Source organism: Paralcaligenes ureilyticus (genome assembly GCF_004346225.1).
Taxonomy (GTDB): Bacteria; Pseudomonadota; Gammaproteobacteria; order Burkholderiales; family Burkholderiaceae_B; genus Paralcaligenes; species Paralcaligenes ureilyticus.
Map to the genome: position 1 here is coordinate 266,959 of NZ_SMAJ01000004.1, position 23,287 is coordinate 290,245.

Here is a 23,287-nt window from a genome sequence, read left to right on the forward strand (position 1 = left end):
AATGGCGGCCATCAACGCCGCGACGAAATTTCTTTGCCATCGCCATTAATTCTTTGATATGATATCTGTGATCACAGATGGTGGGCAAGATTAATAGAACGGAATGGTCGGAGATTAAACAATGAACTTGAACGGCAAACGTGTCCTGATAACGGCTGGGGCCAGTGGTATTGGCCTGGAAACAGCGAAGAAATTCAAGCTCTACGGAGCGGAGGTGTTTGTCTCTGACATTGATTCGATTGCCCTGGCCGCGCTGAAAAGCCAGGATAGCTCGTATCACGTTGCTGTGGCGGATGTTTCATCTGAAGCCGATGTACGGAGTTTGATGGGCGAGGTGAAAAAAAAGCTGGGCGGCCTGGATGTTCTGGTGAATAACGCAGGGATTGCAGGGCCGACCGGTCCGGTAGAAAAAATCGACAAGGCGGATTGGGACAAGACGTTTGCGATCAATATCGCGGGACAGTTCCTGTGTGTGAAGTATGGTTTGGACATGTTGCGTGCGGGAAAGGCACCTTCAATCGTCAACCTATCGTCGGCGGCGGGCCGCTTGGGTTTTGCGGGCAGGTCGCCTTATTCGGCTTCCAAGTGGGCGGTGGTTGGTTTTACCAAATCGCTGGCGATCGAGCTGGGCCCGGACGGCATCCGTGTTAACGCCATTTGCCCCGGTGCGGTGGACGGCCCCCGGATTCAGGCGGTGATAGCAGCCAAGGCGAAAATGATGGGCAAGCCTGCTTCCGAGGTCGAAGAGGGTTATAAGCAGCAGGCTTCGTTGAACCGGATGGTGACAGCTGAAGATATTGCGAATATGGTTGTGTTCGTAGCGAGTGATTTGGCTAAAAATGTTTCGGGGCAGGCTTTGGCCGTTGACGGCAATACCGAAAAACTGCTTTGATTCCATGGCACGACCCCGTACGGTGTCAATGAAAAAGGAAAGCATCTTGAAAGTAGGGATTATTGGTGCAGGCTTGATAGGCCGTTCCTGGGCCATTGTGTTTGCGCGGGCTGGCCATGAAGTGCAACTATGGGATAAGGATAGCCGGGTCGTTAGTGGGGTACGTGACCTGATTGCGACGCAGTTGGGTGTTTTGAGCCAGCATGATCTGTTGGTTGACCAACAGGCAACCTTGGCGCGTATCCAGGTTTTCCCCGAGATTGAAGCCGCCGTGGATGGCGCCGGTTACATTCAGGAAAATCTGCCTGAAAAATTGGAAATCAAAAAGGAAATCTTTCAGATGCTCGATGAGCTGTGCCCGCGGGAAACCGTGTTGGCAAGTTCGACGTCCAGCATCCCGGCGTCCTTGTTCTCCGCGGCATTGTCCAATCGGCAACGTTGTGTCGTGGCGCACCCCGTCAATCCGCCCCATTTGATTCCGTTGGTGGAGGTGTGCGGTGCGCCGTGGACCAGCGAACAGGTGGTTCAGCAGACGATCGCTTTGATGGACAGCATCAAGCAAAGGCCTGTGCTGTTGAAAAAAGAAATTGAAGGCTTTGTGTTGAACAGGCTGCAGGGTGCTGTGCTCAATGAAGCCTTCAAGCTGGTCAAGCATGGCTATATGTCTGTCGATGATGTGGACACGACCATTAAAGATGGGCTGGGTCTGCGATGGGCCTTTATGGGGCCGTTCGAGACTATCGACTTGAATGCGCCCGAGGGCCTCGCTGATTATTGCCGCCGGTATGGCGGCTTGTATGAGTCCATCGCCGAGCAGCAGTCCGTTGTAGAGCCTTGGGCCGAATCGCTGATACACGACGTGGCGGCTCAACGCGAACAGGTGCTGCCGCGCGACCAGCTTCAAGAGCGGGCCGACTGGAGAGACACGAAGTTAATGGAACTGGTCAGTTTCAAGAACAAAGCAAACCTTGGCAAATAGGAGCAAAAACATGGCGCATAAACGCAAAGTAATTATTACCTGTGCCCCAACCGGCGCAATTCACACCCCCAGTATGTCGCCTTATCTACCCGTGACAGCCGCTGAAATTGCCAAAGCAGGCATCGATGCGGCCAAAGCGGGAGCGGCCATTATTCATTTGCATGCGCGTGATCCGAAAGACGGCAAGCCGTCGCAGGACCCCGACTTGTTCAGGCCTTTTTTAGAGCAGATCAAAAAACATACCGACGCCATTATCAACATTACAACGGGCGGCAGCCCGCATATGACGGTTCAGGAACGCATGCGCCCGGCCCTTGAGTTCAAGCCCGAGGTGGCGTCCTTGAATATGGGCTCGATGAACTTTGGGTTGTTTCCCATGCTGGAGCGGTTTAAAGAATTCAAGCATGACTGGGAGCGGGAGCATCTTGAAAACAGCCGCGACCTGATCTTCAAAAATACCTATCGGGATATCGAAGCGATCCTCACTGCGGGGAACGCCAATGGCACCCGGTTCGAATTTGAGTGCTACGACATTAGTCACTTGTATAACCTGGAGTATTTTCATCGTCGAGGCCTGGCCAAAGCGCCTTTATTCGTGCAGTCCGTATTCGGTATTTTGGGCGGCATTGGGCCGCATCCTGAAGATCTCATGCATATGCGCCGGACGGCGGATCGCTTGTTCGGAGACAACTATCAGTGGTCGATTTTGGGGGCCGGCAAAAACCAGATCCCGTTGGCGACGATAGGCGCCGCCATGGGTTCGCACGTCAGGGTCGGTTTGGAAGACTCTTTGTGGATAGGCCCGGGACAACTCGCGGCATCGAGCGCAGAGCAGGTGCAGCGGATTCGCACCGTTCTGGAGGCGTTGAACTTCGACATCGCAACACCCGATGAGGTGCGCGAAATTCTAAGCCTGAAGGGTAAAGACAACGTTAATTTTTGAGCTCTGATGGCATTTCGCTTTCTGGCCGCCGTCTTTATTCGTCGGCCAGAACGTTTTTCTTCAGGATCAACTCACTGGCGCTCATTAAGTCTGATACCAAAGCGGCCTCGGCGGCATTGGGGTCTTTTTTTCGTATGGCGGAAATCATGTTTTTGTGGTGAATTTGGGCTTCCCTGTTGGTTAGGCGGTCTGTATTGATAGCCAAATCGTAATTCAAGACCGGGCCAATTTGCAGCCAAAGGCTTTCGATCATTTTTACAAGAGCAGGCATGTTGGACGCGCGGTAGATGGCAAAGTGCAAATTTTTGTTGAACTTTACGGCCGTCTTTCCGTCGGGGTCTTGCTTTTGCCGTTCCAGCTCGAATAGCTGTTCGTATTCGCCCATTTTTTTGAGCTCTGCCGCAGATCGATTTATGGCCGCTTTCGAGATGGCTAACCCTTCGAGACTGATCCGTATGGTTCTCAGTTCCAGAAAACGGCTCTTGGTCATGAGGGGAACCCTGATGGCGCGATTGGGCAGGACTTCCAGTGCGTGCTCGGCAACCAGCCGCCCGACCGCTTCGCGTACGGGCATGGAGCTTGTGCCGGTAGAGTCGGCTAACCCTCGCAGGCTGAACCGCTCGCCCGGCGTTACTTGTCCTGCGATTAAGAGATCCTTTAATTCTTCATAGACTTTGTCGGAAAGTTTGCTTTTGTCTATCTTTTTTAGTCTATCGCTCAGGTTCATAGGGTGTCCGGAAGTTTGCATTGACGCTAATTCAAATCATGTGTATTCTGTGATCACAGATCATACATTGATGTTGCCGATTTGAAAATAATAAATATTTAAGCTGTTGTTTTATAAACAGATTTATAACCTAAATGGAGACTTTAAATGCAAATTCATAGGAAAAATCTCACAATTTTATTGTCGTGTCTATCGCTGGTAATGGCGGCGGTGCCGTTAATGGCAAAGGCGGCAACCGCCAAGTACAAAATCTATTTGAGTATGAGTTACATCGGCAATGATTGGCAAGCGGAAGCCGCCAACATGGTCAAGGCCATGGCGCAGACTCCGGCTCTTAAAGACAAGGTTCAACTGGAAGTGCAGGTAGCCGGCCCAAACGCGCAAAAACAAATACAGCAAATCAATGCCATGGTTCAGGCGGGCGCCCAAGCCATTGTTGTCTATCCGATTTCCCCCACGGCTTTGAATCAAGTTATAAAAAATGCATGTAGCAAGGGCGTAAAGATTTTTGCTTACGATGGCGAGGTCACCGAGCCATGCGCCCATAACGTTACGATCGATCAGAAAGAAGCGGGAACCGTTACCGCCCAATGGCTGGCTAAGAAGCTGGATGGGAAAGGCAACGTTGTGATGATTACGGGTGTTCCGGGAACGTCTGTAGACAAGCAAAGAACCGAGGCCGCAAAGGCCGTATTCGCCAAATACCCGGGTATAAAAATCGTGGGCGAAACTCCGGGGATGTGGAGCCAGGCCGTCGCCAGAACCGAGCTCTCAAAATTAATTGCCGTCCGCGGCTGGGACAAGATAAATGGCCTTTGGATGCAGGTGGGGTGCTATACCGCCAATGCCATGCAGCTGGAGTCCGGCCGCAAGGCCAAAGACCTTCTGCCCTGCGCCGGAGAAGGCTCTAATGGCGGGCGAGTTCAGATGCTGCCGGTGGGTACAAAAGTAGACGGTGCGCACGGCAGCTATGCCCCCCAAGGAGCGCAACGTTTTTCTTATGCGTCGCCTCCTTATTCCGGCGCGTTGGCGCTTAAGCTGGCTGTAGAGGCTCTGGATGGCAAGACCGTGCCTAATAGGGTCACGCTTCCTTTGCCGCAAATAACCAATGCCAACGTTAAGCTGTGCACCAGCGGCAGTTGGAGCGACATGAAAAACGGATGCAATACGTTTCAGCCGGCCAGCGTTAAGAACCCTGGATGGTTTGCATCGATTTATTCAGATCAGACCGAAGGTTTGGGATTAAACGCGGCGTTAAGCGCCAAGCCCGATTCATCAAAATAATAGTGCGTTGGCCTTGGGGGCGTTGTCCCCCAGGCCTGTTCAATGGGTACCCCTCCTATGAATCAAAATGCCAGCGCCTTGCGCCTGACGCATGTGTCCAAAGAGTTTGGCCCTGTAAAAGCCGTTATTGACGTTTCCCTGGAAATCAGGCAGGGGCGCGTGCATGCTTTATTGGGAGAAAACGGCGCAGGCAAGTCTACGACGCTAAAGCTATTGTCAGGCTTGCTGATGCCTTCTTCCGGAAGCATTGAGGTATTCGGGCACGAGCAGACGCTGGATTCTCCCACTGTCGCCCAGTCATTAGGCATACAGACAGCTTTTCAAGAAATGACCATGCTGCCTGATTTGTCTGTCCTGGATAACATGCTCTTGCCGCGCGCCCTAACCGGGAGAACCGGGATGCTGCAGCGGTCGGTCCTAAAGAAATCCATCGCACAACACTTCGAGGAGCTTGATTTCGACTTGCCCTTGAACCTCCCGGTTGGCCGGTTGGATTTGGCGATCCAGCAAAAAATTGAGATTGCCCGGGCCGTGTATCGAAACCCGAAAATATTGCTTTTGGATGAGCCGACTTCGACGCTGTCCAGTTCGGATGTTGTCTGGCTAGGCGGCATTATCGAGAATTTGAAAAGAAAAGGCGTAACGGTCATATTCATCTCTCATCGCATGAGAGAGGTCAGGGAGTTTTGCGATGACCTATCCATTTTAAGAAATGGCGCGCATGTTTCTACGCGGCCGGTCAGCGATTATTCGGATGATGAGGTCATCGAGTTGATTGTTGGCCGCTCGATATCGCAGGTGTATCCGAAGAAGGACGGGTTGGCGATTGACCAAAGCAAGGTTGTATTGGAACTGCAGGACATCAATGCGGGAAAGTTAAGTAACCTGAATATAGGTCTGCACAAAGGCGAAATTCTGGGTATAGCCGCCTTGCAGGGTATGGGGCAGCTGGATGTTTTCGAAATATGCTTTGGTATTCAGCAGCCTGAAAGTGGGGCGTTGCTTATCGATGGGCAGGATGTGGCTCTTTTTTCTCCCAAAGATGCGATTCGGTCTAATGTAGGAATAGGTTTTGTGCCGGAAGATCGCAAGACTGAAGGCCTTTTGCTCAATCAAAGTGGGTTGAAAAACGCCTCTTTACCCGTTTTGCAGCGGTTCAAAAAACGCGGCTATATCGATCAAGCGGATGAGGCGCAGTCCGGGGCCAAGGTATTCGACCGAATCGAATTAAGCCGGCGCGCGCTGTGGATGGACGCCAGCTCTTTTTCGGGCGGGAATCAGCAAAAAATCGTCATTGCCAAATGGCTGCTGGCTAATAGCCGGATCTTGTTGTTGTTCGATCCGGCGCGAGGCATCGATATTGGCACCAAGCATGAGCTATACCAGTTAATGGTCAATTTCACCAAGCTGGGCGGGTCTGTATTGTTCTACTCCACCGAGATATCGGAGGTCGTCAATATGAGCGATCGTGTTCACGTGATGTACCGCGGGAAAATAAATAAAACATTGGACGGCGCCGATATTACAGAGACCAACATTATGGAAGCGGCAATGGGTGACGCCAAAGAGCGCAAGGGTCTGGATTCATGACTCGCGACTCCATGGAATATACGGTGTTTCAAAGGTATGGGAGCGTATTTGCGGCATTGCTGGTGTTGATAGTGTTGCTTCTGGTGGTGGTGTCGCAAGGCTCGGGAAGCTTTAGCTATTTTGACGTGGCCTTGCTTTCGAGCGGTGGCGCTACCTTGGCTTTGGCCGCCGTGGGCGCAACCCTGGTGATCCTGACCGGTGGATTCGATTTATCGGTTGGGGCGATTATTTCCCTGGTCAATGTGGTTGTCGCCTTCGGAGTTATTCCGGAGAATTCCGGCTTTAGCCTTGTGTATGCCGTATTTTTGTCGCTTGCCGTTGGCGCATTTTGCGGCCTGGTAAACGGCATTTTGGTTGCCTATTTAAAACTGCAGTCTATTGTTGTTACCCTGTCGACCATGTTTATTTGGCAGGGCGTGGCCTTGTTGGTGATGGACGCCCCCGGCGGGCACGTTCCGGGGGCTGTAAGCGAAACCCTGATGGGTGATTTCATTCCCGGCTTGGTGCCGGTGTCCCTGCTCTTGCTAGGGCTGTCCATGCTGTTGTGGTGCTGGATAAAAAGGACGCCATTCGGTTTGCATATCTATGCAATAGGCGGCCATCTGGAATCGGCAAAAGCCGTTGGAGTCAATGTCGGCCGCACCTGCTTTTATACCTATGTCCTGGCGGGCGCCTTTTATGGTCTGGCGGGGCTATTCCTTAGTGCGCAGACAGGGTCGGGCGATCCCCTGGTGGGCAACTCCCTGCTGCTTTCCGTGTTTGCTGCGGTGGTCGTAGGTGGCACCCGCTTGGGCGGCGGAAAAGGGGGCCCCCTGGGTTCAATCATTGGCGCTTACGTGCTGATGATCATTGTGAATATTTTGCTGATATTGAATATATCCGCCTACTTCTCCACGATTGCCCAGGGATGTGTACTGATATTTGCGGTGTTGCTAGGTTCCCTGGGCAAGGGCTCCACGTTCAACTTGTTTGTTAAGTCGTCTATTGGGCGAGTCATCGCTTATAAGCGGGGAGCTTTGGTTTCTCAAATCGACCAACAAGATAGAACCTTAAAAATAGAGCCAACGCCTGATTCCGGGCAGTTTGAAAAAATCACCTTCTTTAGAAAATACAAAAAAGATATCCGATATTCATTGCCGGCGCTGATCTGTTTTTTTGCGGTGGTGATAGCAACCCAATTTTTCCTGGGCCGTAATATCTTTGAATGGTCGTATTGGAACGCACTGATTGTTTTATCGACCTTCCTGATCGTTTTGGCCCTGGGACAAGGCGTCGTTATTTTTACCGGCGGCCTGGATTTGTCGATTCCATGGACGATTGGCCTGACCGCTATTTTATTCACCAGTTGGAGCCTGGGCTCCAACCATTCACTGCTTTATGCGTTACCGCTGGTTTTGCTGATAGGGGCGCTCATTGGCTTGGTCAATGGCTTGATGGTGGCGGTGCTCGGCATCTCTCCCATTGTGGCCACATTGGCATCGAATGGCATTTTGCAAGGCATTGCCCTGATTTACTCAGGAGGAACCACCAGCGGTTTCCCCCCTCCCTTGGTGGGCTGGTTGATGACCGGCAAAGTGCTGGGAGTCACCCCTATTGTTTTGTTTTTGCTGATATTCATCGTTTTTTCTGTCTATCTCTTGGGCAAAACCTCATTTGGCCGCCATGTCTATGCCGTAGGCAGCAATCAGTTAGCGGCTTATTTATCTGGCGTGCCTACCAATAGAACCCTGGTGCTTGTGTATATATTGTCCTCGGTGTGCGCGGCGATTGTGGGCGTGTTGTTAACCGGATTTTCCGGCCAGGCGAGCTTGGGTATGGGAGACGATTACCTGTTGCCGTCGATAGCCGTGATTGTGGTGGGCGGCGGGTTGATCACCGGCGGCCGGGGGCATTATTTGGGGATTCTGGCGGGCGTGTTGTTGCTGACGGCGTTGCAAGCGCTCCTGGTCGGCAGCAATTTGCCGTACGCGATTCGTCCTATCTTATTTGGAGCCGTCCTGCTTGCCGCAGTGGCGGCGTTAAAAGAAAAGCCGGTAGGTTGATTTCGTTCATTTGTCATGGGCCAGGATTTTTTTCGTTTTTAGACAATCAAATTTTGGCCATGTTAAGGAGGCATCTATGAAGATTGATATTTTGGTCGACGTAAAAACGACCCTGGGCGAGGGGCCATTGTGGGATGTCGACGAACAGCGCTTGTATTGGGTGGATAGCGCCGATGGCCGGATATTCCGGTCGACAGCCGACGGCCGCGAGCTACGGGCGTGGCAGGTTCCTGAAAAAATTGGATCCATGGCTTTAAGAAAAAATGGCGGCGCGGTCGTTTCCTTGGCTAGAGGTCTGCATTTTCTTGATTTTCGGTCCGGCCTGCTGGATTTGATTATCGATCCTGAGCCCAACAGCCTGAACAATCGATTGAATGACGGCAAAGTCGATAAGCAAGGGCGTTTTGTAGTTGGTAGCATGGATACGAAAGAAGAGGGCCCCAACGGTGCGCTATACCGCCTCGACCCCGATCTTAGCCTGCATACCCTGGATACGAATATCATGGTTTCAAACGGTCCTTGCTGGAGTCCGGACGGCAATACTTTTTATTTTTCCGACACCTGGTCGGGCGATATATGGGCCTACGATTACGATCAAAAGACGGGCGGCATTTCCAATAAGCGAACGTTTACATCCCTTCAAGGTAAAGCATTCAAGTCTTCGGATGGCGCCACGGTCGATGCGGAGGGCTATCTTTGGAACGCGCAGGTCTATGAGGGAAACCTCGTTCGCTACGCTCCGGACGGGTCTATCGATAAAGTCATCCCCATGCCCGTGAAAAATGTCACCAGCGTCATGTTCGGCGGACCGAACCTGGATATCCTGTACGTAACGTCCATGTCCAGGCCGCCTTTGCCCAGATTCCCTAAAGACAGTGTTTTAGGTGGAAGCGTTTTTGCAATTACGGGTTTGGGAATAAAAGGGCTGCCTGAATTCAGGTTCGCCGGATAGGCATGAGTTGGTTGTAGCGGCAGCCCTTGTGGCTGCCATTTTTTTGTAGCGCCACCCCTTGTGGGTGGCATCTTTGCTAAACGGGATCCGGGTTATTGCGTAAATGGCAGCCACAAGGGCTGCCGCTACATAATAAGGTGCCATTAATTCAAGGCGCTATTAATCGACCTAGGGCGCCATTAATCGTGCGGGTGCGGATGCTTGTGGATAGGATCCACCCAATACACGGTTTCGGGTTTTTCGACGGCGGCGATGTCCAGGTTGATGACGACGGCTTCGTTGTCGCTGCGCACCAGCACGCATTCCAGGGGCTCGTCGTTGCTGGCGTTCATTTCCTGGTGTGGGACGTAGGGAGGCACGTAGATGAAATCACCCGGGCCGGCTTCGGCGGTGAATTCCAGCTGATCGCCCCAACGCATGCGGGCGTGGCCGCGCACAATGTAAATGACGCTTTCGAGCGCGCCGTGATGATGGGCGCCTGTCTTGGCTTTGGGGAAGATGGTGACGGTGCCGGCCCATAGCTTTTGCGCGCCGACACGCGCGTGGTTGATCGCCGCGGCGCGGTGCATGCCCGGCGTTTGTGCGGTGTTGGTGTCCATCTGGTCGCCCCGAATAACGCTGACCCCTTCGGTGCGCCAGTCTTTGTGTTGTGTGTCCTCGCCCATGAATTCCTCCGCGAATGGCTAACAACCATGATACCGCACGATTCAGGGCGTTTGGGTTTCGTCTTTCAGGATGGCTTGCAAAAACAAACGCGTGCGCGCTTCTTTGGGGTTTTTGAAAATCACTTCGGGTACGCCCGCTTCGATAATGCGCCCGCCGTCCATCACGACCACGGTGTCGGCCACTTCCTTGGCAAAGCTCATTTCGTGGGTGACGACCATCATGGTCATGCCTTCTTTGGCCAGCAGTTTCATCACCTGCAGCACCTCGCCCACCAGTTCGGGGTCGAGCGCCGAAGTGGGCTCGTCGAATAGCATAACCTTGGGTTCCATGGCCAGCGCCCGGGCGATAGCCACGCGTTGCTTTTGGCCGCCCGACAGGCTGGCGGGCATGGCGGAGGACTTCTCGGCCAGGCCGACCTTGGCCAGCAGCGCCTCGCCCAATTGTTCGCTTTGCGCCGCGCCCATGCCACGCAGAGTTCTGGGGCCGATGGTGACGTTATGCAAGACGCTTAAGTGCGGAAACAGATTGAACGATTGGAAGACCATGCCGACCTGGGTGCGCAGGCGATTCAGGTCTTTCTCGGCCAGCATGGCGCCGTTGTCGGTGAGGCGCTGGCCGCAGATGTCGATGACGCCTTGCTGGGCGATTTCCAGGCCGTTGCAGCAGCGCAGCAAGGTGCTTTTGCCCGAGCCGCTCGGGCCGATGACCACCACCACTTGCGATAGATCGACTTCCAGGTCGATGCCTTTCAGAACCTGATTGCTGCCGAATGACTTATGCAGCTGGCTTATTTTGATCATGGCGGGGGCGGTCATTGCACCATCCCTCCGGCTTTAAGACGCGTTTCGATATGGCGCAGCACCAGGGTGGTGGCCGTTGTCATGATCCAGTACACCACAGCGATGACCAAGTAGGTTTCCAGCGAGCGATACGACACGCTGATGATTTTTTGTCCTTCATGCATCAGGTCGTGGATGGTGACCAGCGACACCAGGGCCGAGTTTTTGATGAGCGCGATGAATTCATTGCCGAGCGGCGGAATCATGCGTACGAACGCCTGTGGCAAAATGATTTTCAGCATGGCCTGGGTGGAGGACATGCCCAGCGACCGAGCCGCCTCGGTTTGACCGCGGTCGACCGATTGAATCGCGCCGCGCACGACTTCGGACACATACGAAGCCGAATACATGCCCAGGCCCAGCATCCCGCAGGCAAAGGCCGGGAGCAAGATGCCAAAGCGCGGCAGGCCGAAGAACCAGATAAAGAGCTGTACCAGCAAGGGCGTGCCGCGAAAGCACGACAGGTAAACGCTGCAAAACCAGTAGGTGATTTTGCGTTGCGGATTCAGGTGGCCGATGCCGATCAGCAGCCCCAGCAGGCACGACAGAAGCAGTGCGCACACCGTCACCTCGACGGTAACGGTGGCGCCTCTGAAGAGCGATGTCCAGTCGGCCAGGACCGGGGTGAAATCAAAGTTCATTTGGCGCTGGCTTCAAACCACTTGTTGACGATTTTTTGGTAGACGCCGTTGGCCTTGATGCGCTTTAGGGCTTCGTTAAAGCTCTTGGTCAGCTCGGGTTGCGCTTTGCTGACGGCAATACCGTATTCTTCGGTGGTGATTTGCTCGGGCAGAACGGTCAAGGTGGGGTTGTGTTGCGCGTAAAGCTTGGCGGCCGGTTTGCCGGTCACCGCTGCGTCGGCGCGGCCGACCTCGACCAGGTTGAACATTTCTTCGTTTTTCTCGACCTCGACGCGCACCACTTTCGGAAAGCTATCTTGCAGGAATTTCACCGATTTGGTGCCGACCTGCACCGAGACTTTCTTGCCGTCCAGGTCTTTAAGCGTCTTGATGGGGCCGTCTTTCTTGGTTAGGACAACCAGGCCGCCGGCGTAATACGGGTCGGTGAAATCCACCACTTTCTTGCGCGCGTCGGTAATGTAAATGGCCGACATGGCCGCATCGGCCCGGCCTGACACGATGGCGGGAATGAGCCCTTTGAAGTCGATATCGGTCCAGGCTACCTTTTTGCCCATTTCCTTGGCCAGGGCTTCGGTCAGCTCAATATCGAAACCGGTGCGCTGCCCCGCCTGGGTAAATTCCATGGGGGGAAACGTGGCGTCGGTTACAACGCGGATGGTGTCCGAGGCGGCGTGTCCAACTGCCGCGAAACTGCCCAGCGTTACGGCGAGCAGCGCGGTTAATAAGGTTTTGCGGGATGTCATGAAAACTCCTTGTGCGCGAGGTGGAAATACGGAATTTCGTAAGCTTAGCGAGATTTTGCGTTATTGCACTATTTGAAGCTTAAAAAAGTGCCGATATGGGAAAAACCCCTAGATACTTGCCGTTGGCGAAGAAACGTACCCGTCGCTATGTAGCGGCAGCCCTTGTGGCTGCCATTTTCCCAAAATATGGAATCGTCTTGATCGTCACGGTTTTGCCACCCACAAGGGGTGGCGCTACATGATTCACGGGCAGGTCTTTGTAGTGGCTCCCTTGTGGATGCCAAAAATCATTATTCTTCGCGCAGAACCTGTTCGGCGGTGGCCAGGGGTAGGCACAGGGTCATGGTTTTGATGGGTGACTCGATGAAGCCTCGGGAACGATAAAAGCGCCTGGCTTGTTCGGACAGCGCGTGCACCAGCAGCGCCGAGACGCCGGCGATTTCGGCCGCCTGAATCGTGCGTAGGATGGCGTCGCGCAACAGAGCGGTACCTATGCCTTTTTGATGGTGGTCCTTGTGGATCGCCAAGCGGCCAAGAACCAGGACCGGAATGGGATCTGGCCGGTTGCGCCGCAGGGCGCCTGGCACTGCGCCATGGCCGATTGCTCCGGCCGCCAGGCAGTAGTAGCCAATGACGGCCTGGCCTTCGCATACAACATAGGTACGTGATGATCCATTGGCTTGATTTTTGGCGGCGCGCCGCTTTAACCACTCGTCAAGCGACGGCTCGCCACTGTCAAAGTCGGCAAGCTGATGAGAACCAGCAAGCGGCTCCGGCGTTGAAATCATCGCCGCGGCTTCCACGGAACGGGCGCTTTCATCGTGCGGCGCAGTCGGTCGGAGGGCGCGGGCGGCGTATCGAGCATTGCCTGAAATGCCGAAAAGCCTTTGGCGTCGAGTGCAAAGTACGTCTGGTCGAGCAGCACATCTTCGGCCTCCCGGCAGGCCGCTTCCAGCATGAACTCCGAGCGGCTACGCCCGAGCCGGTCGGCGGCCTGGTCAATCAGATCACGCTGGCCGGCTTTGGCTCGAATGCTGATGGTGACGGGTTCTTGGGTGGGTGATAGGGTATGCGCCATATATTACCTTTTTGTAGTGCATATGTATTACAGCACAAAAGCATATCTGAGGATTGCGCGGCGCGTAATCGTGAATTATGTAGCGCCACCCCTTGTGGGTGGCATTTCTTTTAAGCAAAAGGAGTGTTGCTTGCACAGATGACAGGCACAAGGCCTGTCGCTACATGATTCATGCAACGTTTTTTTCGTCTTCATCGTCAGTGATATGGCAGCCACGAGGGCTGCCACTACATAATTCACGGGTACGTATTCGTTAAAAATTGATCGGGTTTTCGCGATCCAGCGACCATTGCGCCGGATTATTCGCAATGTAGGTACGGATCTGCGTCAGGTTGGATTCGTTTCGAATGACATGCTCGTAGTAGTTAGGCTGCCAGAGCCGGCCTTCGAACGATGGCCAGTGTGACGTTTTTACATTATTGATATATCTAAGGGTGGACAAAGATTTGAACGCCCCGACTATATTTCCTATTGTGTGTGGGCCTTTTGCACGGATATGGCCGCTACGCGGGTCATCGCCTACGGGCAGGGCCAGGCCTTTTTGAGAGAACGGAAATGCGTGCCTCGGCGGGGAAATGAACAGGATGCCGTGGATGTGATTGGGCATGATCGTGAACCCGTCCAGCGCGAGATCAGGAAAGAGCCTTGGCAGTGTTTCCCACACATCGGCGACCATAAGGCCGGCATTGTTGGGACGCATCTGGCCGTTTTCGATTTGGCCGAATAACAGCATCCGGTGGTGGGTGCATAGGGTGATGAAATACGCGCCCGCTTGCGAGTAGTCGTAGCCCGGCAAGCGCGGCGGGCGGTGCCGTGAGTGGGCGCGGGGTGCCAAGGGCGTTTCGTTTTTGATCGTGGGAGTGTGCTGCGCCATGACAAGTCCTTCGAGCGAGTTCCGATGATGAAATCGAAGGTATCACGGGATTGGCGGTAGTTCATCCGTGAAGGGATGTTTGTGTCATGGGGGGATCTATGGTGTGTGGGGGATGGCAGCCACAAGGGCTGCCGCTACGGCGGGGTTTGTGAAATTGCAATATGACGATGGCACCCACAAGGGGTGCCGCTACATGTGGCGGGCACGTTTTTGTAGCGGCACCCCTTGTGGGTGCCATTCAAACCCACGCGCCTATTGTTTGGCGAACACCTGTTCCGCAGCGTCCAGCGTGGCCTGGATAACGGCATCGTCGTGCGCGGCCGAGACGAAGCCGGCTTCGAACGCGGAGGGCGCAAAATATACGCCTTTGATGAGCATGGCGTGAAAGAACTTTTTAAAGCGCTCGACATTGCAGCTTGATGCTTCCGCGAAACTGGTGGGTATCCGTTCGCTGAAGTAGATGCCGAACATGCCGCCGATGTGGTCGGTGCTAAGGGCGATGCCGGCGGCTTCGGCGCGATCGGCGATCCCGTCGGCCAGCTTTTGGGTTTGCGCACCCAGGCGCTCGTAAAAGCCGGGTTCGGACAGCAGCTTAAGCGTCGTCAGGCCGGCGGCCACGGCCACCGGATTGCCCGATAGCGTGCCGGCCTGGTAAACGCCGCCCAGTGGTGCGATGTGTTCCATGATGTCGGCGCGGCCGCCAAAGGCGCCTACCGGCATCCCGCCGCCGATGATCTTCGCCAGCGTGGTCAGGTCGGGCTTGATGCCGGTCAGTCCTTGTACGCCTTGTGGCCCAACCCGAAAGCCCGTCATGACTTCGTCAAAAATCAGCAGCGCGCCATATTGTGTGCACAGAGTGCGCAAGCCCTCGAGGAAACCCGGCACGGGCTGGATCAGATTCATGTTGCCGGCTATGGGCTCGACAATAATGCAGGCGATATCGGTGCCGTGCAGCTTGAACGCGGCTTCGACGCTATCGAGCTTGTTGTAGTCGAGCACGAGGGTATGCTGAATGAATTCGGGGGGGACCCCCGCCGAGGTTGGGTGGCCGAAGGTAAGCATGCCTGATCCCGCTTTGACCAGCAGGCTGTCGGCGTGGCCATGGTAGCAGCCTTCGAATTTAATGATTTTCGAGCGGCCCGTTACGCCGCGCGCCAGGCGTATGGCGGTCATGGTGGCTTCGGTGCCCGAGCTGACCAGGCGTACTTTCTCGATGGACGGCATGCGCGCCACAATGGTTTCGGCAATCAGGATTTCGGCTTCGGTCGGCGCGCCAAATGAAAGCCCGTCGACGGCGGCCTCCTGTACGGCCTTAACCACTTCCGGGTGCGCGTGCCCAAGTATGGCGGGGCCCCACGAGCCGACGTAGTCGATGTAGCGGACGTTGTCGGCATCCCACAAATAAGGGCCTTGCGCGCGCTTGATAAAGCGCGGCGAGCCACCCACGGATCGAAAGGCCCTGACAGGCGAATTGACCCCGCCGGGAATGGATTGACAGGCGCGTTCGAAGAGTTCGGTGTTGCGAGACATGGCGATTGGGCTCTAAAGATGGAATAGGGTGATGCTATAGCATAGCAAGCTTGCTGTTTATTCTCTATTTTGATTGTTGATGTGGCAGCCACGAGGGCTGCCGTTACATGCGACAGGTGCGGATATTGGGACCATGGCACCCACAAGGGGTGCCGCTACATGAGCGGCAGGTACGTTTTTGATGAACGACTGGTACGTATTTGTAGCGGCACCCCTTGTGGGTGCCATCGTCCCAAAGAACCATCGCCCCAAAAACGCCCCCTACCCCCGCGTTTCGAACAGATCCCGGCAGCGGCGGGCTGTAGCTTGTATGTTTGAGGCGCCGAACAGGCCGCTGATCAGGGCGACGCTGTCGGCGCCGGCACGAATTACGGGTGCGGCGTTGTCGGCCGTCAGGCCCCCTATGGTCACCACGGCCGCGCGTGGAGCGGCACGATCACCCCGCATCCGGCCTGCCCGGGTACGTTCTGCCAGCATCCGCCCCGCGCGGATATGGTCGAGCGTGGCGCGGACCGCGTCGGGCTTGACGCTGGAGGGATACATGGCGCCGAATGCAATGTAATCGACGTCGGCGGCCAGGGCTTGTTGGGCCAGCGCAGGGTCGTTGTAGCAGGAGCAGCCCAGAATTTTGTCGGGTCCCAGGGCTTGCCGCGCTTCGATCAATGCGCCATCTTCGCGTCCCAGGTGGGCTCCGTCGGCATCGAGCGCCAGCGCCAGGCGCCAGTCGTCGTTGATAATGAATACGACGCCTAATGATTTGCACGCTGCGGCCAGCGCCCGCGCCTGATATTCGCCTTCGCGCCGCGTGGCGGTTTTACGGCGCCATTGCAATGCCACCATGCCGCCGGCGGCGGCGGCCCGGACGGCGGCGATCAGCCTTTGCGTGTCGCTCCACTCGGGGGTTATGCCATACAGCCCACGTGGGAATCTAAGCGGCGTTTTCATGTTCAAGAGGGCGATCGGTTGATTAACGGGTGACCCATGCCGGGCTGGAACGAATTTGCGGCGAGCGGCATCGCTTGTTTGATCGCCGCCTCGACAGCCTGTGGAGCGTCCAGCCCCATGGCCAGTTGGCAGGCCACGGCACAGGCCAAGGGGCCGTCGGCATCGTGCAGCCGGGCGGCAGGCGCTTGCCAGGCCCAATTGAAGGTTTCGTTTTCCTGCCCTTGCAGCAAGTAGGCGCTTTGGCCGGGGCGAATGGGGGCCGCCGTGCTTAACACCCATTTGGCGCCGCATTGCAGCAGGGCCTGCGCCGGAGATGCCGCGTCGATGGTGGACAAAAGGCCCTCGGCTTGCCATTGCACCATCAGGTTATGGTCGGCGATGACGATATCTGTCTGGGGCAGCAAGAGTTCCAGCGTTGCGCTCAACACGTCTTCGGAATCGATGTCTTCCAGCGCGGCCTCGTCGGGCCAGGCGGTTAGATGCAGAACCAGAGGCACCTGGTTGTAATCGGCGGCGATTTGCGCCAGCGCGCTGACCGATTCCGGTGTGTAAAGAGGGCCTATTTTTATGGCCTGCACGGCCATGTCTTCGAGCAGGCAGCGCGCCTGGTCGTCGATCAGTTCAGGCGCGACAGGCTGGATTTCTTCAATTCCCACCGTGTCCTGGACGCGGATGGCTGTCAGGGTGCTTAGCGCGTGGCATCCCAGCGTTGCGCAAGTAACCGCATCGGCGGGCAGGCTACTGGACCCACTGGGGTCGAAAGGGCCGAAAATAAGAACTATTGGGAGGTTTGATGCTTGCACAGAATACCGAATCGCAGAAGTAGGCAACGAACTTTGGTTATGATCAAAGTAATTGCTATTGGGTTTAGTAAGATAGACCCCATTCTAATAGAAGCGCTCAAAGACCGTTGGTTTTTGGGCTTGAAATTCTCAGTGAGTAACAAAACATGCGTACATGGATGTGTTTGATTTGCGGTTGGATATATGATGAGGAAGCGGGCGTGCCCGAAGAAGGGATTGCACCGGGCACGCGCTGGGAAGATGTTCCACCTAACTGGGTTTGCCCCGAGTGCGGGGCACGCAAGGAAGATTTTGAACTGATTGAAGTTTAATACGTCAAACAGAGGTCACAGGAGACGAGTCATGGAACCATCCGCGAGGCAGGCCCACAGCAGCAATAGCGGTAATTTGGCTCAACAGTTTCTTGTGGCCATGCCCGGCGTGGTTCAGGGGAATCTGGCCGATACCGTCATTTATGTGTGCGAGCACACCGACCAAGGGGCCCTGGGGCTGGTCATTAACCGGCCTACGGACCTGACTGTGGGCGGTTTGCTCGAACGCATCGACCTTGATTCGTCTTTGGAAATCGGCCCTATCAAAGATACACCCGTGTTTTTCGGCGGCCCGGTGCAAACCGACCGCGGCTTTGTGCTGCATGTTCCGGTGGGCGAATACGGGTCCAGTATCCGTTTGGGCGAGATGGCCCTGACCACGTCGCGCGACGTACTGCAAGATGTCGCGCAAGGGCACGGGCCGACGCGCATCCTGATTACGCTGGGGTATGCGGGGTGGGGCGCAGGCCAGCTGGAAAGCGAAATGGCGCAAAATGCCTGGCTTAACGTAACGGCCTCGGAAGGGGTTCTGTTCCATACCGCACCCGAAGATCGCTACGTGGCAGCCCTGCGTCTGTTGGGGATCGACCCGCTGATGCTGGCCGGCGACGTGGGCCATGACTGAAGAAACCCTGCTGGCGTTTGACTACGGGACAAAAAAAATAGGGGTGGCCATCGGCAATACGCTGACCCGGCAGGCCCGGCCCCTGGAAATCTTAACGCCCATCACACGCCAACAACGTTTCGCGGCCATAGGCCGGCTGCTGGCCGAGTGGCAGCCGCAACGGGCGATTGTCGGCCTGCCGCTGACAATGGAAGGCGGCGAGCAATACGCATCGCTGCGCTGCCGGCGGTTCGCCCACCAGTTGCATGGCCGCTTCGGAATAATGGTCGAACTGGTCGACGAGCGCGGCTCAAGCCTCGAAGCGCAAGATATCCTGGGCAGCAATGCCGCCGACGACGCGGTCGCCGCGGCCGTTATCTTGCAGCGCTATTTCGATACGCTGGGTTGAGGGGTCTGGTTCTTGCGTAGATGGCACCCACAAGGGGTGCCGCTACCTATTTCACGGGTAGGTTTTTGTAGCGCCATCCCCGTAGTTTTTGTAGCGGCACCTCTGTAATTTTGTAGTGGCACCCCTTGTGGGTGCCATTTCGACGAACAAGGCGGTATCTATCAAGGCATGTCACAATTACGGGCCTTAAGTTATGTCGCGTCCGAACGTTATATAGCGTGTCATGACGCAGCATCCCTTGATTTCTCGTTGTTATGTCGAGTTTGCCTTGTTAAAGAGACCGATTTGAGCGTTTTGTTATTTTCCGTACGGGCGATTTGCGTGTTTGTCTGGATTATTCTGGGCTTGCTATCCGTGGTGTGCATATTTCCGATTGCGCCTTTATCGGTCAGGGCGGCCATGAATCACCGCTGGTCGCAGGTTTTGATGTGGCTTTGCGGAGTGCGTGTGCGGATATTGGGCGAACCCGTTCTGGATGGAGCGGCCCTTTGGGTGGCCAACCATGTTTCCTGGGTCGATATCTTTGTTCTCAACAGCGTGCGCCCGATGTCCTTTATCGCAAAAAGCGATATCCGGCGCTGGCCCCTTATCGGCTGGTTGGTGGCGGGAGCCGGCACCGTGTTCATAGAACGCGGGCAGCGTCAGGCGGTCAGGCTGGTGGGCGAACAAATGAAGACCCGTTTCGAGCGCGGTGACGTGGTGGGGCTGTTTCCGGAAGGAACCACCTCGCCGGGATTCGACGTAATGCCCTTTCATTCCAGCCTGTTCGACGCGGCATTGCGCGCCCATGTCGATATCCAGCCGGTAGCGCTGAGGTTCCTGCATCGTGGGCGGCGCAGCGACTACGTGGCGTTCGTGGGAGAACAGAATCTGATACAGAACCTGTGGTGTTTGCTGGGTACCACCCAGGTCGTTGTGGAGGCCGAGTTCTTGCGAGTCATGGACACTGGGCTTTGCCAGGAGATGGGCCGCAGCAAGGTCTCGTCGCAAGCGCACCGCGCGATTCGCGATGCGGTCAGGTCTTTGTAGAATCTGTTTTGATGGTGAAAAGCATGGCACCCACGAGGGGTGCCGCTACATGAGCGGCGGGTAGGTTTTTGTAGCGGCACCCCTTGTGGGTGCCATCGGGGTTCTATAAACACCGCCTTGGTTCTCGACCACCTGGCAGCCACAAGGGCTGCCACTACATTAGCAGCGATCGCGTCAATCAAATTCACCGGCGGCCCCTCAAACATCCACCACGCGAGCGTCGTGGGCGGTCAAGGTAGGGCAGGCGACTCGGGCACGCCGCGCGGATGAGCTGCTTTGGGGAGGCAAGGGGCGCACTGTTTGAGCAACGGTTTTGACCCGTCCAGTGGACGGGTCATGTTGCGAGTTTGCGCACCGCCCCAAAGCAGCTCATCCGCGTGGGAAGTTCTGGCGTAGCCAGAACCGTGCACGTCGGAGCCTGACCTACCTTGACCGCCCACGATGCGGGGCTAGAAGGTTTATGCGGCATAGGGCGTATCAAAAGAATGCTACGTGCAGCGAATGCCACCCACAAGGGGTGGCGCTACAGGGTGCCGCTACGGGTGGCGGAATAACTAATGTTCCGTCGGATTCTGATATTGCGCGCAACCGACCTGCACGACTTTGTGGTCGGACAGGCGCAGGGCGGTCAGCTTGCCGCCCCAAATACACCCCGTATCCAGGCAAATAACATCCGGCCGCAGCAGCAGGCCCAGCGTCGACCAATGGCCGAACACAATCGTATCGTCGCGGATAGCGCGGTTGGGAACATCGAACCAGGGCATCAACTCACCCCCGTGGCCCGGCGGCCCCTTTTGCGCAAACTCCATATGGCCGCGGCTATTGCACATCCGCATACGCGTTAGCGCATTGATAATCACACGCAAACGCTTGCTCCCGTTATACGCATCTTTCCATCGCACCGGCTCATTGCCGTACATCTTCTGCAGCAGGCTTTTCCAGTCCGGTCCGCGCAATGCCGACTCCACCTCCGCCGCCAGCGCCAACGTTTTGTTGACGCTCCACTTGGGCAGCACCCCCGCATGCACCAACAGATGATGATGCGCATAATGGGCCATCGGCCGGCGGCGCAGCCAATCGATCAAGCCGGCCGAATCGGGCGCTTCGAGTATGCCGTTGAGCGTATCGGATTTACCCGGCTTTTTAATACCTGCCGCCACGGCCAGCAGATGCAGGTCGTGATTGCCCAGTACCGCGATGGCCCGCTCCCCCAGGCTCATGATAAGCCGCAGGGTGCCCAGCGAGTTCGGGCCGCGATTGACCAGATCGCCCGCAAACCAGAACTGCGCGTCCGGATTGCCGGCGATCTCCGGCTGAGCCAGTAGTTCCGCCAGCGGCGAACAACACCCCTGGATGTCGCCGATGATCCAGATATTGGATTTATTGCTCATACAGCTCGTTTGCTCCACGGCCAGCGCGCCTGGCTGAAACGGCGCACCCAGTGCTGGTTTTCCATTAACGTAAGCACGCCCAGCGCCAGCCCCAGAACGGCCAGATTAGGCACCAGGGCCGTTACCCACGGCGGCCATTTGCTCAGCATCCCCACATTCAGCGCCAATTGATTAAGCATGAAGAACCCCACGCCCAGCAATATGCCCACGAACACTTTGCTGCCGACCCCGCCGCGGCGGGTTTGCATAAAACCGATGGGCGCGGCAATCGTCATCATGACAAGCAGGGTGAACGGATAGGCGATCTTGCGCCACAGCGCCACCACTTGGCGTTCGGTTTGCAGTTTGTTGGCGTGCAGGTACCCGATGTAATCGAGCAGATCCCTGATCGACATGCGTTCGGGCGTAAGAATGCGGGCAATCAGGCGCTGCGGCGTGAGCGTTGTGGGGATGCTTGTCTCAGGCAGCGACCGGATATGGGATAACGGCTGGGCCGGGGTCTGAACGTCGGCCAGTGCGATTTTGGAGCTGTTGTCGATCTGGGTTTCGACGACATCGTCCAAAATGAGCTGGCCATGGCTGAAGTGCCCATTCTTGGCTTGAGTGAAGGAGGTCAGTTCCTGGCCTTTGCGAAATTCGTACAGGGTAATGCCCGAGACGCCGCCGATAGCCAACAGCCGGGTAATGTTGATGACGCGGGTACCCCCGCCTGGTGTGGGTTCTTTGAACCAGTAGCCGCTATTCAAGCGCCCGCCCTCGGAGCGCCCCAGCAGCACTAAATTGGCTTCGCTGGACTTTACCTCCGCCGCCGGAGTGACCACTTCGGACAGTATAAAAGCGCCCACCACCATCGGGATGGTGACGACCCAAAGCATGCCCAGCAGTTTCAGGCCGCTGACCCCCGAAACCCGCAAAATAACCAGTTCATTGCGTTGTGCAAGCCCGGCCAGCGCCAGCACGGCGCCGATGAGCAAGCCTATGGGCAGCAGGTCGTACAGGCGCGTCGGGAAGGCCAGGACTTGCAGATAGAACAGGCTGAGCAAGGTAAACTTGGGGCCGATATTATCCAGGTCGTCGATCAGCGCAAAAAAGGTGAACAGCCCCACCAGCGCGATCAGCACCACGGCGGTGGAGCGATAGATTTCGCTGGCTAGGTAGCGGCGGGCGGTATTCATCGTGAACGGTTTCTTGCCTGGAATAAAAGTGAATAGCGCAACCTATAAATATAGGGCGATAGTATCAGTGTGCCGCTATTATAAGGAGTGTGGCACGGCCCGAAGGAGGCCTACGGCACATCAGGCAGATCGACCCGGCGCATGCGCAGTTCGATCGTGTTGGCGCGAGACCTCAGGTAGGCGGTGTTGCGGTGGCTGTCGTAGTACGCCGGGTTGGGCAGCATGGCGGCCAGGCGGGCCGACTGATAGCGGTTCAGCGCGCGGGCGTCGATATGAAAGTAGTGCTGCGCCGCGGCCTGGGCCCCGAACACCTGGCCGCCCCATTGGGCGACATTCAAATACAGTTCCAGAATACGCTCTTTGCTCATGACAAATTCGATCATATAGGCCAGCACAAGTTCCTGGCCTTTGCGCAGGTAAGAGCGCGATCCCGACAGGAACAGGTTTTTCGCCAGCTGCTGGGTAATGGTCGAGCCGCCGCGACGTTTGCTTTTGCCCTCTTCGGCCTGGAGCTGGTTGTATTTCCAGGCTTTGCGGATGGCGTCCCACTCCACGCCGTCGTGGTTGGTGAAATTGGCATCTTCCGAGGCGATCACCGCGCGTTTCAGCGTGGTATTGATCTCTTTATAAGGCACCCATTGCTGTTCCAGCGTGGCCGCGGGGTTCGATGCGCGCAGTTCGGTGAGCGTGGCGCTCATGAAGGCGGTGCTGCCGGGGTTCTTGAAATTGAACCACACGACCATGATGAACAGGCCCAACTGATAAAGCAGCAGGGCGCCCACGCCCGTCAGGAACGCGACGCGCAGGATTTTATGTCCGCCGGATTTGCGCGCCGCCATG

Annotated in this window: 25 protein-coding genes; 11 read left to right on the forward strand and 14 right to left on the reverse strand. The window is 56.0% G+C overall.

Annotated features, from left to right (window positions below; all coding sequences use genetic code 11):
- Positions 1 to 121 precede the first annotated feature (121 nt).
- The 3 genes from EDC26_RS08060 to kce are packed head-to-tail and all read left to right on the forward strand — an operon-like array spanning position 122 to position 2,814.
- The gene (locus EDC26_RS08060; RefSeq protein ID WP_132581307.1) at positions 122 to 892 is read left to right on the forward strand and encodes an SDR family oxidoreductase; all 771 of its coding nucleotides are present in this window, start codon (positions 122 to 124) and stop codon (positions 890 to 892) included.
- 46 nt (positions 893 to 938) lie between these two features.
- Entirely contained in the window at positions 939 to 1,871 is a 933-nt protein-coding gene (locus EDC26_RS08065) for a 3-hydroxyacyl-CoA dehydrogenase (RefSeq protein ID WP_243700834.1), read from the forward strand.
- 10 nt (positions 1,872 to 1,881) lie between these two features.
- Positions 1,882 to 2,814: a 3,5-dioxohexanoate:acetyl-CoA acetone transferase gene (gene kce, locus EDC26_RS08070; protein WP_132581311.1), complete on the forward strand. Its 933-nt coding sequence runs from the start codon at positions 1,882 to 1,884 to the stop codon at positions 2,812 to 2,814.
- A 34-nt stretch (positions 2,815 to 2,848) separates the two neighbouring features.
- Here the strand turns inward: kce and EDC26_RS08075 are convergent, their stop codons facing one another.
- Positions 2,849 to 3,541 carry a GntR family transcriptional regulator gene (locus EDC26_RS08075; RefSeq protein ID WP_132581313.1) on the reverse strand — a complete coding sequence of 231 codons (693 nt, stop codon included), beginning with the start codon at positions 3,539 to 3,541 and terminating at the stop codon, positions 2,849 to 2,851.
- A 147-nt stretch (positions 3,542 to 3,688) separates the two neighbouring features.
- Between EDC26_RS08075 and EDC26_RS08080 the strand changes: the two genes are divergently transcribed.
- The 4 genes from EDC26_RS08080 to EDC26_RS08095 all read left to right on the forward strand — a co-directional run bounded on the left by EDC26_RS08080 (position 3,689) and on the right by EDC26_RS08095 (position 9,409).
- A complete protein-coding gene (locus EDC26_RS08080) occupies positions 3,689 to 4,825 on the forward strand; it encodes a sugar ABC transporter substrate-binding protein (RefSeq protein ID WP_165930961.1) in 1,137 nt (378 codons plus the stop codon).
- 42 nt (positions 4,826 to 4,867) lie between these two features.
- On the forward strand, positions 4,868 to 6,415 hold the full coding sequence (locus EDC26_RS08085; RefSeq protein WP_243700835.1) for a sugar ABC transporter ATP-binding protein: 1,548 nt from the start codon (positions 4,868 to 4,870) through the stop codon (positions 6,413 to 6,415).
- Positions 6,412 to 8,457 (forward strand): ABC transporter permease, encoded by a 2,046-nt coding sequence (locus EDC26_RS08090; protein WP_132581315.1) that lies wholly within the window; start codon positions 6,412 to 6,414, stop codon positions 8,455 to 8,457. The genes EDC26_RS08085 and EDC26_RS08090 overlap by 4 nt, the downstream gene beginning before the upstream one ends.
- Before the next feature lie 76 nt (positions 8,458 to 8,533).
- Positions 8,534 to 9,409, forward strand: coding sequence for an SMP-30/gluconolactonase/LRE family protein (locus EDC26_RS08095; RefSeq protein WP_132581317.1), 876 nt, complete (start codon positions 8,534 to 8,536; stop codon positions 9,407 to 9,409).
- Positions 9,410 to 9,588: 179 nt separating this feature from the next.
- On the opposite strand, the gene EDC26_RS08100 is transcribed toward EDC26_RS08095, so the two are convergent.
- The 10 genes from EDC26_RS08100 to thiD all read right to left on the reverse strand — a co-directional run bounded on the left by EDC26_RS08100 (position 9,589) and on the right by thiD (position 17,528).
- Entirely contained in the window at positions 9,589 to 10,074 is a 486-nt protein-coding gene (locus EDC26_RS08100) for a cupin domain-containing protein (protein ID WP_132581319.1), read from the reverse strand.
- Positions 10,075 to 10,116: 42 nt separating this feature from the next.
- Positions 10,117 to 10,890: an amino acid ABC transporter ATP-binding protein gene (locus EDC26_RS08105; protein WP_132581321.1), complete on the reverse strand. Its 774-nt coding sequence runs from the start codon at positions 10,888 to 10,890 to the stop codon at positions 10,117 to 10,119.
- Positions 10,887 to 11,555 (reverse strand): amino acid ABC transporter permease, encoded by a 669-nt coding sequence (locus tag EDC26_RS08110; RefSeq protein ID WP_132581323.1) that lies wholly within the window; start codon positions 11,553 to 11,555, stop codon positions 10,887 to 10,889. The genes EDC26_RS08105 and EDC26_RS08110 overlap by 4 nt, the downstream gene beginning before the upstream one ends.
- The gene (locus EDC26_RS08115) at positions 11,552 to 12,298 is read right to left on the reverse strand and encodes a transporter substrate-binding domain-containing protein (protein ID WP_132581325.1); all 747 of its coding nucleotides are present in this window, start codon (positions 12,296 to 12,298) and stop codon (positions 11,552 to 11,554) included. The genes EDC26_RS08110 and EDC26_RS08115 overlap by 4 nt, the downstream gene beginning before the upstream one ends.
- Before the next feature lie 290 nt (positions 12,299 to 12,588).
- On the reverse strand, positions 12,589 to 13,086 hold the full coding sequence (locus EDC26_RS08120) for a GNAT family N-acetyltransferase (protein ID WP_132581327.1): 498 nt from the start codon (positions 13,084 to 13,086) through the stop codon (positions 12,589 to 12,591).
- Entirely contained in the window at positions 13,083 to 13,376 is a 294-nt protein-coding gene (locus EDC26_RS08125) for a type II toxin-antitoxin system TacA family antitoxin (RefSeq protein WP_132581329.1), read from the reverse strand. The genes EDC26_RS08120 and EDC26_RS08125 overlap by 4 nt, the downstream gene beginning before the upstream one ends.
- A 253-nt stretch (positions 13,377 to 13,629) precedes the next feature.
- Positions 13,630 to 14,250: a transposase gene (locus tag EDC26_RS08130; RefSeq protein ID WP_132581331.1), complete on the reverse strand. Its 621-nt coding sequence runs from the start codon at positions 14,248 to 14,250 to the stop codon at positions 13,630 to 13,632.
- Positions 14,251 to 14,502: 252 nt separating this feature from the next.
- Positions 14,503 to 15,780 (reverse strand): glutamate-1-semialdehyde 2,1-aminomutase, encoded by a 1,278-nt coding sequence (gene hemL, locus EDC26_RS08135; protein WP_132581333.1) that lies wholly within the window; start codon positions 15,778 to 15,780, stop codon positions 14,503 to 14,505.
- Positions 15,781 to 16,041: 261 nt separating this feature from the next.
- Complete coding sequence (thiE, locus tag EDC26_RS08140) at positions 16,042 to 16,725, reverse strand: thiamine phosphate synthase (protein WP_132581335.1); 684 nt, start codon at positions 16,723 to 16,725, stop codon at positions 16,042 to 16,044.
- A gap of 2 nt (positions 16,726 to 16,727) precedes the next feature.
- The gene (gene thiD / locus EDC26_RS08145; RefSeq protein WP_132581337.1) at positions 16,728 to 17,528 is read right to left on the reverse strand and encodes a bifunctional hydroxymethylpyrimidine kinase/phosphomethylpyrimidine kinase; all 801 of its coding nucleotides are present in this window, start codon (positions 17,526 to 17,528) and stop codon (positions 16,728 to 16,730) included.
- A gap of 146 nt (positions 17,529 to 17,674) precedes the next feature.
- Between thiD and EDC26_RS08150 the strand changes: the two genes are divergently transcribed.
- The 4 genes from EDC26_RS08150 to EDC26_RS08165 all read left to right on the forward strand — a co-directional run bounded on the left by EDC26_RS08150 (position 17,675) and on the right by EDC26_RS08165 (position 19,881).
- Positions 17,675 to 17,839 carry a rubredoxin gene (locus EDC26_RS08150; RefSeq protein WP_132581340.1) on the forward strand — a complete coding sequence of 55 codons (165 nt, stop codon included), beginning with the start codon at positions 17,675 to 17,677 and terminating at the stop codon, positions 17,837 to 17,839.
- Positions 17,840 to 17,870: 31 nt separating this feature from the next.
- Positions 17,871 to 18,464 carry a YqgE/AlgH family protein gene (locus tag EDC26_RS08155; RefSeq protein WP_132581342.1) on the forward strand — a complete coding sequence of 198 codons (594 nt, stop codon included), beginning with the start codon at positions 17,871 to 17,873 and terminating at the stop codon, positions 18,462 to 18,464.
- The gene (gene ruvX, locus EDC26_RS08160) at positions 18,457 to 18,852 is read left to right on the forward strand and encodes a Holliday junction resolvase RuvX (RefSeq protein ID WP_132581344.1); all 396 of its coding nucleotides are present in this window, start codon (positions 18,457 to 18,459) and stop codon (positions 18,850 to 18,852) included. The genes EDC26_RS08155 and ruvX overlap by 8 nt, the downstream gene beginning before the upstream one ends.
- 285 nt (positions 18,853 to 19,137) lie before the next feature.
- A complete protein-coding gene (locus tag EDC26_RS08165; protein ID WP_425012440.1) occupies positions 19,138 to 19,881 on the forward strand; it encodes a lysophospholipid acyltransferase family protein in 744 nt (247 codons plus the stop codon).
- A 554-nt stretch (positions 19,882 to 20,435) separates the two neighbouring features.
- On the opposite strand, the gene EDC26_RS08170 is transcribed toward EDC26_RS08165, so the two are convergent.
- The 3 genes from EDC26_RS08170 to mtgA all read right to left on the reverse strand — a co-directional run bounded on the left by EDC26_RS08170 (position 20,436) and on the right by mtgA (position 23,286).
- Positions 20,436 to 21,272 (reverse strand): symmetrical bis(5'-nucleosyl)-tetraphosphatase, encoded by an 837-nt coding sequence (locus tag EDC26_RS08170; RefSeq protein WP_132581348.1) that lies wholly within the window; start codon positions 21,270 to 21,272, stop codon positions 20,436 to 20,438.
- The gene (lptG, locus tag EDC26_RS08175; protein WP_132581350.1) at positions 21,269 to 22,447 is read right to left on the reverse strand and encodes an LPS export ABC transporter permease LptG; all 1,179 of its coding nucleotides are present in this window, start codon (positions 22,445 to 22,447) and stop codon (positions 21,269 to 21,271) included. The genes EDC26_RS08170 and lptG overlap by 4 nt, the downstream gene beginning before the upstream one ends.
- A gap of 110 nt (positions 22,448 to 22,557) precedes the next feature.
- Positions 22,558 to 23,286 (reverse strand): monofunctional biosynthetic peptidoglycan transglycosylase, encoded by a 729-nt coding sequence (gene mtgA / locus EDC26_RS08180; RefSeq protein WP_132581352.1) that lies wholly within the window; start codon positions 23,284 to 23,286, stop codon positions 22,558 to 22,560.
- Between the last annotated feature and the right edge of the window lies 1 nt (position 23,287).